This is a genomic window from Pseudomonas sp. GM33, from assembly GCF_000282295.1.
In the GTDB taxonomy this organism is placed as follows: Bacteria; Pseudomonadota; Gammaproteobacteria; order Pseudomonadales; family Pseudomonadaceae; genus Aquipseudomonas; species Aquipseudomonas laurylsulfatiphila.
Genome location: NZ_AKJO01000003.1, coordinates 78,818 through 92,199, shown reverse-complemented (window position 1 = coordinate 92,199; position 13,382 = coordinate 78,818). Strand labels below are relative to the sequence as shown.

Genomic DNA, 13,382 nt, shown 5'->3' with positions numbered 1-13,382 from the left:
CCAACAGAGTTATCCACAGCTTATTCCCGTTTGTACGGGTGCTCATAACGATCAAGGATGATCCATGTCGCTGCCTGCCGTTACACCGGTTTCCCCCGCGGAACTGGAAGCTCGTTTACGTCTGCACCGTTTGCCGGAACTCGGCCCGGCGCGTTTCAAGAAATTGCTCGAAGCCTTCGGCTCGGCATCCAAAGCCCTCAGTGCACCCGCCAGTGCCTGGCGCGCGCTGGGTTTGCCATTGACCTGTTCCGAGGCCAGGCGTAGCGCTGAGATCCGTGACGGCGCCAGTCATGCATTGGCCTGGCTGGAGCATCCGGCCCAGCATTTACTGATGTGGGACCAACCGGACTACCCGGCGCTGCTGGCACAAATCAGCGATGCACCACCGCTGTTATTTGTCGCCGGCGATCCCGGCATTCTGGAAAAACCACAACTGGCGATGGTCGGCAGCCGTCGCGCTTCCCGGCCGGGGATGGACACCGCTGCCGCGTTTTCCCGCAGCCTGGCGGGTGCCGGTTTTGTCATTACCAGCGGCCTGGCCCTGGGCATTGACGCCGCCGCACATCAGGCCGCATTGGATGTCGGCGGGCAAACGGTGGGTGTGCTCGGCACGGGGCTCGAGAAGTTTTATCCACAGCGAAATAGACGTCTGGCGGACGCCATGATCACCTCGGGCAGCGCGGTACTTTCGGAGTTTCCGCTGGATGCCGGCCCCAGCGCAGGCAACTTCCCCCGGCGCAACCGGATCATCAGCGGTTTGTCCCTCGGCGTGCTGGTGGTCGAAGCCAGTGTCGCCAGCGGTTCACTGATCACCGCGAGGCTGGCGGCGGAACAGGGACGCGAGGTGTTTGCTATGCCCGGGTCGATCCATCATCCCGGTGCCCGCGGCTGCCATCAGTTGATTCGCGACGGTGCGGTGCTGGTGGAAACCATCGAACATATCCTCGAAGCCTTGCGCGGCTGGCAACGACTGCCGTTATCCACAGAATCCTTTACCCCTGAAACGACTCACCCCCTGTTGAAGTTGCTGCATGCCGCACCTCTGACCAGTGAAGCGCTGGCCGACGCAAGCGGCTGGACCTTGCCGAAAGTGCTGGCGGCGTTGACGGAACTGGAAATGGATGGTCGCGCTATTTGCGAAAGCGGGCGCTGGTTTGCACGGGTGAGCTAGGTTTTATAAACAAGATCGGTAAACTGCGCAGAGCCTTATTCTGGAGAGTTTTTCATGGTCAACAGTTGGCGTGTGCAACAAGCCGCGCAAGCAATTCGCGCCGGGGCGGTGATTGCCTACCCAACCGAAGCAGTCTGGGGCCTGGGTTGCGACCCGTGGGACGAGGAAGCGGTGGAGCGTCTGCTGCTGATCAAGGGGCGGTCCGAGGATAAAGGGCTGATCCTGGTCGCGGACAACATCCGTCAGTTCGATTTCCTCTTCGATGACTTCCCCGAGTTGTGGATGGACCGCATGGCCAGTACCTGGCCAGGTCCGAACACCTGGCTGGTGCCGCACCAGAACCTGCTGCCGCAGTGGATTACCGGTGTGCATGAAACCGTGGCGCTGCGGGTCAGTGATCACCCTCTGGTGCGGGACTTGTGCGCACTGGTCGGGCCGCTGGTGTCGACGTCGGCCAACCCGCAGGGACGCCCGGCGGCACGCACGCGGCTTCGCGTCGAGCAGTACTTCCGTGGGCAGTTGGATCTGGTACTGGGTGGCAATCTGGGCGGGCGCAAGAACCCGAGCGTGATTCGCGATCTGGCGACCGGCAAGGTTGTGCGCCCGGACTGAGACCGGGTTGACCTCCTTCGCGAGCAAGCCCGCTCCCACACTGGATCTGTGAACGACACAGATCCAGTGTGGGAGCGGGCTTGCTCGCGAAGGGCCCTACCAGTCAACTACCCATTCAGGGCAACAGAACCACCGAACCCGTCGTACGCCGTGCCGACAACTCGGTCTGCGCCTTCGCCGCGTCAGCCAGTGGAAAACGCTGACTGATGTCCACGGTCAGCTTGCCGCTGATGATCATCTCGAACAACTCGTCGGCCATGCGTTGCAGGTTCTCGGCGTTGTTCGCATAAGTGCCCAGGGTCGGCCGGGTCACGTACAGCGAGCCTTTCCCCGCCAGGATCCCCAGGTTCACACCGTCGACCGCACCGGACGCATTGCCAAAACTCACCACCAGGCCACGCGGTGCGGCACTGTCGAGTGATGTCAGCCAGGTGTCCTTGCCAACGCCGTCATACACCACCGGGACTTTTTTGCCGTCGGTCAATTCCAGCACGCGCTGGGCGACGTTTTCATGGCTGTAGTCGATGGTCGCCCAAGCGCCGTTGGCCTTGGCCAGTGCGGCTTTCTCGGGCGAACTGACCGTACCGATCAGCTTCACGCCCAAGGCCCTTGCCCACTGGCAGGCCAGTGAGCCTACCCCGCCGGCTGCGGCGTGGAACAGGATGGTTTCGCCACCCTTGAGCTCATAAGTCTGACGCAGCAGGTACTGCACGGTCAGGCCCTTGAGCATTACGCCAGCGGCCTGTTCGAAGCTGATGGCGTCCGGCAGTTTCACCAGATTGGCCTCGGGCAACACATGAACTTCGCTATAGGCGCCCAGAGGGCCGCTGCCATAGGCCACGCGATCGCCGATCTTGAAGCGGGTCACGTCGCTGCCGACCGCCTCGACCACGCCCGCACCCTCCGAGCCGAGGCCAGATGGCAGGGATGGCGGCGGGTACAGGCCGCTACGGTAATAGGTGTCGATGAAGTTCAGGCCGATGGCCTTGTTGGTCACGCGCACTTCCTTCGGACCTGGCTCGGCAGGTTGGTAATCCACATACTCGAGCACTTCGGGGCCGCCATGGGCACGGAACTGGATACGCTTTGCCATCGGAACTCTCCATAGGTCGTTTTGCCAAGCGCCCTATCGGACTCCTAAGCTTGATTTTCGTCAACTGCGAAGGGGTAACTTGCGATGTTATGCTACGCGCCCATTTGCGCAGGCTGAGCTCCAATGGAGCGCCGCGTTGTTTTGCCCGATTCAAGGTGATGACATGACGACCCGCACCGAGGCCGTAAAAGCCTACCTGCTCGACCTGCAAGACCGTATCTGCGCCGCCCTGGAAGCCGAAGACGGTGGCACGCAATTCGTCGAAGACGCCTGGACCAGGCCGGCCGGCGGTGGCGGTCGCACCCGCGTGATTGAAAACGGCACGGTGATTGAAAAGGGTGGCGTGAACTTTTCCCACGTCTTTGGCAGCGGTCTCCCACCCTCAGCCAGCGCCCACCGGCCGGAGCTGGCGGGCCGTGGCTTTGAAGCCTTGGGCGTGTCGCTGGTGATTCACCCGCACAACCCCCATGTGCCGACTTCCCACGCCAACGTGCGCTTTTTCATTGCTGAAAAAGAAGGTGAAGAACCGGTCTGGTGGTTTGGCGGCGGCTTTGACCTGACCCCGTATTACGGTAACGAGGAAGACTGCATCCACTGGCATCGCATCGCCGAGCAGGCCTGTGCACCGTTCGGCCCGGACGTCTACTCGCGTTACAAGGCCTGGTGCGACAGCTACTTCCACATCAAGCATCGTCACGAGCCGCGTGGCATCGGCGGGCTGTTTTTCGACGACCTGAACGAGTGGGATTTCGACACCAGCTTCGCCTTCATGCGCGCCATTGGCGACGCGTACATCGATGCTTACCTGCCGATCGTGCAGCGCCGCAAGAACGACGCGTTCACGGCCAAGCAGCGCGAGTTCCAGGAGTTCCGCCGTGGCCGCTACGTTGAATTCAACCTGGTCTACGACCGCGGCACGTTGTTCGGCCTGCAATCGGGCGGGCGTACCGAGTCGATCTTGATGTCGCTGCCACCGCAAGTGCGCTGGGGCTACGACTGGAAGGCCGAGCCTGGCAGCGAAGAAGCGCGCCTGACCGAGTACTTCCTGCAGGACCGCGATTGGTTGGCCGAAGCTTGAACGAGGAATCCTGATGGACCGTTATGTCGTATTCGGTAACCCGATTGGCCACAGCAAATCACCGTTGATCCACCGCCTGTTCGCCGAGCAGACTGCGCAAAAGCTGGACTACAGCACAATGCTGGCGCCACTCGACGACTTTTCCACCTGTGCCCGGACGTTTTTCCTTGAGGGACGCGGTGCCAATGTGACGGTGCCGTTCAAGGAAGAAGCCTACCGGCTGGCGAACAGCCTGACGGCGCGGGCGCAGCGCGCCGGTGCGGTCAATACCTTGAGCAAACTGGCCGATGGCAGCCTGCTGGGCGACAACACCGACGGTGCCGGGCTGGTGCGGGACCTGACGGTCAACGCCGGATTCAGCCTCAAGGGCAAACGCATCCTGCTGCTCGGCGCTGGCGGCGCGGTGCGCGGTGCTTTGGAGCCGTTGTTGGCCGAGCAACCGGCTTCGGTGATCATCGCCAACCGCACGGTGGACAAGGCCGAGTTGCTCGCGGAGCTGTTCTGCGATCTGGGGCCGGTCTCGGCCAGTGGCTACGACTGGTTGCAGGAGTCGGTGGACCTGATCATCAACGCGACTTCCGCGAGCCTCACGGGCGATGTGCCGCCGATTGCGCCCAGCCTGATCGAACCGGGCAAAACAGTGTGCTACGACATGATGTACGGCAAGGAGCCGACTTCGTTCTGCCGCTGGGCCAGCGAACACGGGGCTGCGGTGTCGATGGATGGCTTGGGGATGCTGGCCGAGCAGGCCGCGGAAGCGTTTTTCCTGTGGCGCGGCGTGCGACCGGATACAGCACCGGTGTTGGCTGAGTTGCGTCGGCAGTTGGCCCTTTAAAAGCTTCGCGAGCAGGCTCGCTCCCACAGGGGGCACCAAAAACCTGTGGGAGCGAGCCTGCTCGCGAATGGTGCGACACCGATTTCGGCTCAGTCCTCAAACCGGATCGGGCATTTCTCCGCGCCTTCGAGCTTCCTCAGCTCTTCCACCACCTGCGGCCGGGCCCGGCGCAACGTCAGGCTGCGGTCCTGGCGCAGCAATCGTCGCGCTTCCTGGTGCAGCATTTCCACCCCTGAGTAATCGATGAAGTTGATCTGCTGCGCCTCGATCACCACGCGTGCGCCGTGCATGCGTTGCAGGCGTACTTGCAGGTAGTGGCTGGCACCGAAAAAGATCGAACCGCCGACCCGCAGAATGTCCTCCTCGCCATCGCGTACGTGCTGCACCCGTGGCTGCGATGTGCGTTTGAGATAGAAAAAAAGCGAGGCCAATACGCCAGCGTAGATCGCCGTCTGCAACTCCAGCAGCAGCGTGGCGACGCAGGTCAGCGCCATGACCACGAACTCGGCGCGGCTGACCCGCAACAATGCGCGAATGCCACGATGGTCCACCAGGCCCCAGGCGATCAACAGAATGCTGCCGGCCATGGCCGGAATCGGGATGTGTTCGATCAACCGCGCGCCGAATAGGGCGAACATCGCCACCCACAGTGCCGAAAAAATCCCCGCCAGCGGTGAGCAGGCGCCGGCCTCGTAGCTGAGACCCGAGCGGGTGAAGGAGCCAGCGGACAGCGATCCGGAAAAAAACGCGCCGACCATGTTCGACAAGCCCTGAGCACGAACTTCCTGGTTGGCGTCGAGTAATTGCTGCGAACGTGCAGAGATCGAGCGGGCAATCGACAGACTGGTGACCAGCCCGAGCATGCCGACCGCCACGGCGCTGGGCAGCAGGCGCAGGATCAGATCGAGATCCAGCGGCAAAGGACTGAAAGGCGGCAGCTTGCCGGTGAAGGCGCTGACCAGTTGCACGTGCCCGAACATCGATGGCCAGAGCCAGACCAGCAATCCGCCAAGGATCAGGGTGATCAGCAGCGTCGGCCAGCGTGGCAGCAGCTGTTTGAGGATCACGCCCACCACCACCGTTGCCAGTCCCAGCGCCAGCGAAGGTTTGTCCATTTCGCCGAGATGGCGCAATAACGTGATGAAACTGTCCAGCGCGGTGGCTTGGCTGGGCAAGTCCAGTCCCAGCAGGTTAGGCAATTGACCGATGGCAATCACCACGGCAGCACCCAGGGTGAAGCCGAGCACCACCGAGTGCGAGACGAAATTCACCAGCGCGCCAAACCGCAACAAACCCAGCAGCCATTGAAAGATGCCGGCCAGGAAGGTGAGCAACAGGATCACGGTGACGTAGTCCTGCGTCGCCGGAACGGCCAGAGGACTGACGCTGGCGTACAGGACAATCGAGATGGCCGCTGTAGGACCGCAGATCAAATGCCACGACGAGCCCCAGAGGCAGGCGATCAGCACCGGGATGATTGCGGCGTACAGGCCGTATTCCGGTGGGAGACCGGCGATGAGCGCGTAGGCAATGGATTGAGGCAACGCCAGAATCGCGCCGCTGAGGCCGACGACCAGGTCACGGCCGACGCTGGTGCGGGTTTGCTTGGGCAACCAACTGAGGAATGGAAAGAGTGAATGGCGGCTTGGCAGGGCCATGGGGCCTCTCGGTGAATAGACGGCGCAATTATGTCAGGGTGGTGGGTCAGAACCAGTTGTGCAAGGGCGACCATCGAATCGCGGGCAAGCCCGCTGCCACAAGGATCTCCGAAAACCTGTGGGAGCGGGCTTGCCCGCGATGGCGTCCTTGACGGTTACAACTTGGCTTTGACCGCCGGCAGCGCGTCCTTGCCATCCACGGTCTTCACGCCATCAAGCCACTTGTCTAACACCGCCGGGTTGGCCTTGATCCATGCCTTGGCTGCGTCGGCGTTACTGACCTTGTTGTTCACCACCTCGGCCATGATGCTGTTTTCCATGTCCTGGGTGAAGCTCAGGTTGGTCAGGAGTTTGCCGACGTTCGGGCAGGCCTGTGCATAACCTTTGCGGGTCAGTGTGTGCACGCTGCCGGTGTCGCCGAAGTATTTCTCGCCGCCCTTGAGGTAATGCATTTTCAGCTGCACGTTCATCGGGTGCGGGGTCCAGCCGAGGAAGGTCACGAATTTCTGCTTTTTCACCGCGCGGGACACTTCCGCCAGCATGGCCTGCTCGCTGGACTCGACCAGTTTCCACTGGCCCATGTCGAAATCGTTTTTCTTGATGATCTCTTGCAGCGAGATGTTCGCCGGTGCGCCGGAGCCGATGCCGTAGATCTTGCGGTCGAACTTGTCGGCGTATTTGTTCAGGTCGGCAAAGTTATGCACACCCGCGTCCCACACATAGTCTGGAACGGCAAGGGTGAACTCGGTGCCGTCGAGGTTCTTCGCCAGTTGCGTGACATCGCCATTGGCGACGAATTTGTCATAGAAGCCCTGCTGCGCCGGCATCCAGTTACCCAGGAACACATCAACCTGGCCATCCTTGAGCCCGCCAAAAGTGATCGGCACCGCGAGGGTGTCGACCTTGGCCTTGTAGCCCATGCCGTCCAGCAGGAACCCGGTGATGGCATTGGTCGCGGCGATGTCGCTCCAACCCGGGTCGGCCATCTTCACGGTCTCGCAACTCTGGTCGGCAAACGCCGATGCGCTGCCCAGAGCCAGGAGCCCGACCGTCAGTACTGTGGATAACCTTTGCATGGACTTCCCCTTACATTATTGGTTTTGGCAGGGTTGTGGATAACGTGCTTTACGTTCCAGATCGTCGAGGTCGATGTGGTTGCGCATGTACTGCTGACTGGCGTCTACCAGCGGCTGGTGATCCCAGCTCTTCAGCTTGCCGAGGGTCAGCGCCTCGGCCACGAAACGCCGGCGTCGCTGGCTGGCGAGCACCTGCTGGTGGATCGCCGGAATGTTCCATTTCGCCCGCGCCTCAGCGAGAAAATCGTCGAACAGCTGGCGATGTTGCGGCGAATGGCTGAGTTCTTCCAGTTCGCGAGGGTCATTGTTTACGTCGAAGAGCAGACAAGGATCGTCTTCGCTGTAGATGAATTTATAGGCACCGCGGCGGATCATCATCAGCGGGCTGATGGTGCCTTCGGCCATGTATTCGCCGAATACTTCATCGTGGCCACCCTGCCCTTGCAGGTGCGGCACCATCGAACGGCCATCCAGCGGCAGGCCTGGTTCCAGCGAGCCGCCGGCCAGTTCGACGAATGTCGGCAACAGGTCCGCCGTGGAAACACTGGCGCTGACCCGGCCAGCGCCAAACTGCCCCGGTGCGCTGATCAGCAGCGGCACCCGTGCGGCCATTTCATACCAGTGCATTTTGTACCAGAGGCCGCGCTCGCCGAGCATGTCGCCGTGGTCACCGGAAAACACGATGATGGTGTCATCGATCAGCCCTGTGTCCTCGAGGGTTTGCAGGAGTTTGCCGACGTTGCTGTCGATATAGCTGCACGCGCCGAAATAGGCACGGCGGGCATCGCGAATCTTGTCCACAGGCAGTGGCTTGTCCCACAGGTCATAGACCTTGAGCAAACGCTGCGAGTGCGGATCAAGGTCATGCGGGTCCGGGGTTGCAGGCAGCGGGATATCGGCATCGTCGTACAAATCCCAGAAAGCCTTGGGAATCGTGTACGGATCGTGTGGGTGAGTCATGGAAACGGTCAGGCAGAACGGCTGGTCGCCCTCCTCGCGGATATGGTCGAACAGGTACTGCTGAGCCTTGAATACCACCTCTTCGTCGAAATCCAGCTGGTTGGTGCGCACGCACGGGCCGGCTTGCAGAACCGAGGACATGTTGTGGTACCAGGTCGGCCGCACATCCGGTTCATCCCAGTTCACTGCCCAGCCGTAGTCGGCCGGGTAGATGTCACTGGTCAGGCGCTCTTCGTAGCCGTGCAACTGGTCCGGCCCGCAGAAATGCATCTTGCCCGACAGGGCGGTGCGGTAGCCGAGGCGGCGTAAATAATGGGCATAGGTCGGTACGTCGGCGGGGAAATCGGCAGCGTTGTCATAGGCGCCGATCTTGCTCGGCAACTGGCCGCTGACCAGGGTGAAACGCGACGGCGCGCACAGCGGGCTGTTGCAATAAGCCGAGTCGAACACCACGCCTTGTGCGGCGAGGCGGCTGAGATGGGGCAGCTTGATGGGCGATGGACCGTAGAACGGCAACATTGGCGCGGCCATTTGATCGGCCATGATGAAAAGAATGTTCTTGCGCTTCATGTGATCGCGGCATTCCATAGTGGATGTTTATGCGAGAGTGCTGGCTTCGAGAATGAAACCCAAGCTCTTCACGGTAAAGCCCATGCACGGCAATGACTAGGATAAGCACAGCTTATGTATGACGCCCTTGGTGACCTGTCACTGGACCTGCTTCGTGCCTTCGAAGCGGCAGCCCGTCAGCGCAGCTTCACCGCGGCGGCGGTTGAGCTCGGCACCACGCAGCCGGCCATCAGTCAGCAGATCAAGCGCCTTGAAGAACAACTGGCGACCCGATTGTTCGACCGCATTTATCGAGGAATCGAACTGACTGAGGCCGGGCTGATACTTTTTCAGCAGGTTCAGCTCGGATTGCAGAATATCGACGCAGGATTGAGCGCAATCAGCACCCAGCAACAGCATGAGGTGCTGCAGGTGGCCACGGATTTTGCCTTCGCCGCCTATTGGTTGATGCCGCGTCTGCACCGCTTTCACGCGGCCAATCCGCAGGTGGATGTCAGCCTGGTTACCAGTGAGCGTAGCCATAACATGCTACGTACCGATATCGACGTGGCGATATTGTTCGGCGATGGCCGCTTCAAGCAGGGTGAAAGCCATTGGCTGTTCAGTGAGGAAGTGTTTCCGGTGTGCAGCCCGCAGTTGCTGGGTGAGCGTTCCCTGCCTTTGCCCCCCCAGGCATTGCTCGAGTTTCCGTTGCTGCATCTGCGTGGGGAACACAGCAGTAACTGGTTCGACTGGAGCGGTGTATTCCGCGAGTTGGGCATCACCTCGCCCCCGGCACCCGGTCAACTGCGTTTCGACAACTACACCTTGCTGATTCAGGCGGCGATTGGTGGTCAGGGCGTGGCCATCGGCTGGCGCCACCTTGTGGATAACTTGCTGGCGCAAGGATTGTTATGTCGACCGATCGGCGAAACGGTGATGTCCCGGCTGGGCTATTACGTGGTTTTGCCCCAGCGTAAACGGCGCGGGGTGTTGATCCAGCAGTTTGTGGACTGGTTGATGGCTGAGCAGGCGGGTAGCGCGGAGTCGTTGACGGGGTTGGCGTTTCCTTCGATTGCGGTTTGAGTGTCAAAAGATCGCAGCCTTCGGCAGCTCCTACAGGAGCAGCCGATTCAAGGTTCCGAGGTCGCGATGAAACTGACGTGCTCGCCGATGTGCAGTTTCAGGTGCAATTCATCGGCAATGCCCACGGCAGTGCGGGCCAATCGCCCAAGCGGTTCGGCCAGCCCCGGCTCGAGGTTGCCGCCGGGTTTGGCGAAATGTTCGATGGTCAGCCCCGGTACCCCGCGCGGTTCGTTGACCAGCGTCCACTGCAAAGGACTGCTTTGCAGTGCCTCGCGAATTTCCTCTGCGGCGTGACGTTGCAGGCTGTCCTCGAGCTCCGGCTCGTCCAGCACCGCGAAATCTCCCACCAGAAACAACCGGGCAACGCCTGCCCCCTGCAGGCCTTCAATCAAGGCGTCGACTGCCAGCACTTGCTCGACCGGACCCGGTACGATGGTTTTTTCCACGTGTTCGCTGTTGAACGGTAAGCCCGGGGCGTCCAGTAAGCAGATGACCACGGAGCTGCCGGCCACACTCTGCTTGACCCGTTGCGCGTCAAACAGGTCGCCAGTCTTGGTGCGCAGCCCCGGACGAGGTGCCAGCGCATTGAGGTCATCGAGAATCGCGATCACTTCATGCTGGCGCCGCAGCATTTCAGCCATCAGCGCACTGCCCAGGCTACTCATGGCACCATAAAGCACCACTTTCACAACGGGGGTTTCGGCATTTTTCATGGCTGAACCCTTTTTCCAGCGTCTATATGATGTGTGACCCGCAGGAAAGGGTGAGGGTTCGAACAGCTTTCAGAGGGATTGCAATGCAGCAGATCACGGGCTATCACGCCCATGTTTACTTCGATGCCGACTCGATCGGGCAGGCGCGGGCGCTGTGTGAGCAGGCGGCGCAATTGTTTCCAGTGAAAATGGGCCGTGTGCACGAGCGCCCGGTCGGTCCACACCCGGACTGGAGCTGCCAGTTGGCGTTCGAGCCGCAGGTGCTGGGCGAAGTGCTGCCGTGGCTGGCGCTCAACCGCAAGGGCCTGGTGGTGTTTTTACACCCGGACACCGGCGACGATCTGCGTGACCACACCGAGCATGCGATCTGGATGGGTGCGATTCGACCGCTGGACCTGTCTATTTTTTGATCAGAGTGTTTCTTCGGCTTCGCCGGGCAAGTGTTCGTCCAGATGCAGCCATGGCAAGCGGCTGTCGGTCCAGATGTGCCGCTGCGCCGGTGCCTGCTCAGGGTGGTCAAGGGTGGCGATGGTCAGGTCGATGCTGTCCGGGCTCAGGTGCGTTACCACCGCCAGCTGCGCCCCGCAGTGACCGCAGAAATAACGCGCGCAGGTGGATGAAGAGTCGTACCGCGACGGTGTCCCGGCCAGCCATTTAAAGGCGGATGCCGGCACGGTGATCCAGGTGGTGACGATGCCGCCGCTGACCCGTCGGCAAATCGAACAATGACAGTGGACGATGTCGTGCAGTGGCCCGCTGAATTGATAGCGCAGCTGCCCGCAGTGGCAACCGCCGGTGTGAACATTGTTCATGACATTCCTCCTGCTGTGTAATGACTGACGCCTTCGCGAGCAAGCCCGCTCTCACATTGGCTTTGTGTACGACACAGATCCGGTGTGGGAGCGGGCTTGCTCGCGAAGGCCGTAACCCGGTTCACCTCCCTGCTCCCGTCCGACGACCGGTCGTGCATCCGGTCAAAGCTTTTAATTGCGAAAGCTGGCTGAAAGCTTCCCCGATTAGGATCGCCGCCACTACCGGCAAAAGACCGGTGGCCAATGCGAGTGTTCGATTGCTCGAAAGGCCCATTTAACAACAACAATGGTGATTCTGATGTCCTCTTCTACCCGCCACTTCGCTGTGCCTCCGTCCGTACCTCTCGTGCTTCCCGTTCTGCGCTGATCCCGCCCGATCCGCCCATTCCCTAGCCGCGCTACGCCTGGAGTACTCCCATGCTGACTTTCCTTGGCTTCGCCATGGTCATCACGTTCATGTTCCTGATCATGACCAAGCGCTTGTCTGCGCTGATCGCCCTGATCCTCATTCCAATCATCTTCGCCCTGTTCGGCGGCTTCGGCCCCAAAATCGGCCCGATGATGCTCGAAGGCATCACCAAGCTCGCGCCGACCGGCGTGATGCTGATGTTCGCTATTTTGTATTTCGCCCTGATGATCGACTCCGGCCTGTTCGACCCGGCCGTGCGCAAGATCCTGAAAATGGTCAAGGGCGACCCGCTGAAGGTGTCGGTCGGCACCGCTGTGCTGGCGCTGGTCGTTTCCCTCGATGGTGACGGCGCGACCACCTACATGATCTGCGTGGCCGCCATGCTGCCGCTCTACAGTCGCATCGGCATGAGCCCGCGGATCATGGCCGGCCTGATCATCCTCGCCGGTGGCGTGATGAACATGACCCCATGGGGCGGCCCGACCGCCCGTGCCGCCAGCGCACTGCACGTGGATCCGTCGGCTATTTTCGTCCCGATGATCCCGGCGATGCTGGCCGGTGTGGTGGCGATCCTGGCCATCGCCTACTTCTACGGCAAACGTGAACGTGCGCGCCTGGGTGAATTGCACCTGGTGGGCGATGAAGTCGACCACAGCGAAATCAGTGTTTCGCAGTTCCCGGATGCCCGTCGTCCGAAGCTGATCTGGTTCAACGGTGCCCTGACACTGGGCCTGATGTGCACCCTGATTGCCGGCCTGCTGCCGTTGCCGGTGTTGTTCATGGTGGCATTCAGTATCGCCATGATCGTCAACTATCCTTGCCTGCAACAGCAGAAGGATCGCGTCGCGGCTCACGCCGGTAGCGTACTGGCCGTGGTCGGGCTGATCTTTGCGGCCGGCATCTTCACCGGTATCCTGTCGGGCACCGGCATGGTCGATGCCATGTCGAAAAGCCTGTTGTCGGTGATTCCGGATTTCCTCGGCCCGTACCTGGCGGTGATCACGGCGCTGGTAAGCATGCCGTTCACCTTCTTCATGTCGAACGATGCATTTTATTACGGCGTGTTACCGGTACTTGCCGAAGCCGCCAGTCACTACGGTATAACCGCAGTGGAAATGGCACGTGCCTCGATCGTCGGTCAGCCCGTCCACCTGTTGAGCCCGCTGGTTCCATCGACTTATCTGTTGGTGGCCCTGGCCGGTATCGATTTCGGTGACCACCAGCGCTTCACCCTGAAGTGGGCAGTGCTGGTTTGTATCTGCATACTGATTGCTGCACTGCTGTTGGGGACTTTCCCGATGTTCAGCACTCTATAAGCCCAAGACTCACC

Annotated in this window: 13 protein-coding genes; 7 read left to right on the top strand and 6 right to left on the bottom strand. The window is 61.0% G+C overall.

All coding sequences use genetic code 11. The features are described from left to right. Nucleotides 1-64 precede the first annotated feature (64 nt). Entirely contained in the window at nt 65-1,171 is a 1,107-nt protein-coding gene (gene dprA / locus PMI26_RS28790) for a DNA-processing protein DprA (protein WP_007969865.1), read from the top strand. A 54-nt stretch (nt 1,172-1,225) separates the two neighbouring features. After that, nucleotides 1,226-1,783 carry an L-threonylcarbamoyladenylate synthase gene (locus PMI26_RS28795; protein ID WP_007969864.1) on the top strand — a complete coding sequence of 186 codons (558 nt, stop codon included), beginning with the start codon at nt 1,226-1,228 and terminating at the stop codon, nt 1,781-1,783. Nucleotides 1,784-1,898: 115 nt separating this feature from the next. On the opposite strand, the gene PMI26_RS28800 is transcribed toward PMI26_RS28795, so the two are convergent. Further along, entirely contained in the window at nt 1,899-2,876 is a 978-nt protein-coding gene (locus PMI26_RS28800) for an NADPH:quinone reductase (protein ID WP_007969863.1), read from the bottom strand. A 163-nt stretch (nt 2,877-3,039) separates the two neighbouring features. On the opposite strand from PMI26_RS28800, the gene hemF reads away from it, so the two are divergent. Both hemF and aroE read left to right on the top strand, forming a co-directional pair. Then, complete coding sequence (gene hemF / locus PMI26_RS28805; RefSeq protein WP_007969862.1) at nt 3,040-3,954, top strand: oxygen-dependent coproporphyrinogen oxidase; 915 nt, start codon at nt 3,040-3,042, stop codon at nt 3,952-3,954. A 13-nt stretch (nt 3,955-3,967) separates the two neighbouring features. Continuing rightward, nucleotides 3,968-4,789: a shikimate dehydrogenase gene (gene aroE, locus PMI26_RS28810; protein WP_007969860.1), complete on the top strand. Its 822-nt coding sequence runs from the start codon at nt 3,968-3,970 to the stop codon at nt 4,787-4,789. A gap of 89 nt (nt 4,790-4,878) precedes the next feature. Here aroE and PMI26_RS28815 read toward each other — a convergent pair whose 3' ends face one another. From PMI26_RS28815 to betC, 3 genes are all read right to left on the bottom strand, one after another. Next, nucleotides 4,879-6,447 (bottom strand): SulP family inorganic anion transporter, encoded by a 1,569-nt coding sequence (locus PMI26_RS28815; protein ID WP_007969857.1) that lies wholly within the window; start codon nt 6,445-6,447, stop codon nt 4,879-4,881. 155 nt (nt 6,448-6,602) lie between these two features. Beyond that, nucleotides 6,603-7,523, bottom strand: coding sequence for a choline ABC transporter substrate-binding protein (gene choX, locus PMI26_RS28820; protein WP_007969855.1), 921 nt, complete (start codon nt 7,521-7,523; stop codon nt 6,603-6,605). Between the two features lie 15 nt (nt 7,524-7,538). Then, nucleotides 7,539-9,053, bottom strand: a complete 1,515-nt coding sequence (gene betC / locus PMI26_RS28825; protein ID WP_007969854.1) for a choline-sulfatase — start codon at nt 9,051-9,053, stop codon at nt 7,539-7,541. A gap of 114 nt (nt 9,054-9,167) precedes the next feature. On the opposite strand from betC, the gene PMI26_RS28830 reads away from it, so the two are divergent. Continuing rightward, entirely contained in the window at nt 9,168-10,118 is a 951-nt protein-coding gene (locus tag PMI26_RS28830) for a choline sulfate utilization transcriptional regulator (protein ID WP_007969852.1), read from the top strand. Between the two features lie 47 nt (nt 10,119-10,165). On the opposite strand, the gene PMI26_RS28835 is transcribed toward PMI26_RS28830, so the two are convergent. Beyond that, on the bottom strand, nt 10,166-10,831 hold the full coding sequence (locus PMI26_RS28835; RefSeq protein WP_007969850.1) for an NAD(P)-dependent oxidoreductase: 666 nt from the start codon (nt 10,829-10,831) through the stop codon (nt 10,166-10,168). Nucleotides 10,832-10,914: 83 nt separating this feature from the next. On the opposite strand from PMI26_RS28835, the gene PMI26_RS28840 reads away from it, so the two are divergent. Continuing rightward, nucleotides 10,915-11,241 (top strand): DOPA 4,5-dioxygenase family protein, encoded by a 327-nt coding sequence (locus PMI26_RS28840; protein WP_007969848.1) that lies wholly within the window; start codon nt 10,915-10,917, stop codon nt 11,239-11,241. On the opposite strand, the gene PMI26_RS28845 is transcribed toward PMI26_RS28840, so the two are convergent. Then, nucleotides 11,242-11,643, bottom strand: a complete 402-nt coding sequence (locus tag PMI26_RS28845) for a GFA family protein (RefSeq protein ID WP_007969846.1) — start codon at nt 11,641-11,643, stop codon at nt 11,242-11,244. It abuts the gene before it with no gap. 417 nt (nt 11,644-12,060) lie between these two features. Between PMI26_RS28845 and PMI26_RS28850 the strand changes: the two genes are divergently transcribed. Further along, on the top strand, nt 12,061-13,368 hold the full coding sequence (locus tag PMI26_RS28850; RefSeq protein WP_007969845.1) for a CitMHS family transporter: 1,308 nt from the start codon (nt 12,061-12,063) through the stop codon (nt 13,366-13,368). Nucleotides 13,369-13,382 lie beyond the last annotated feature (14 nt).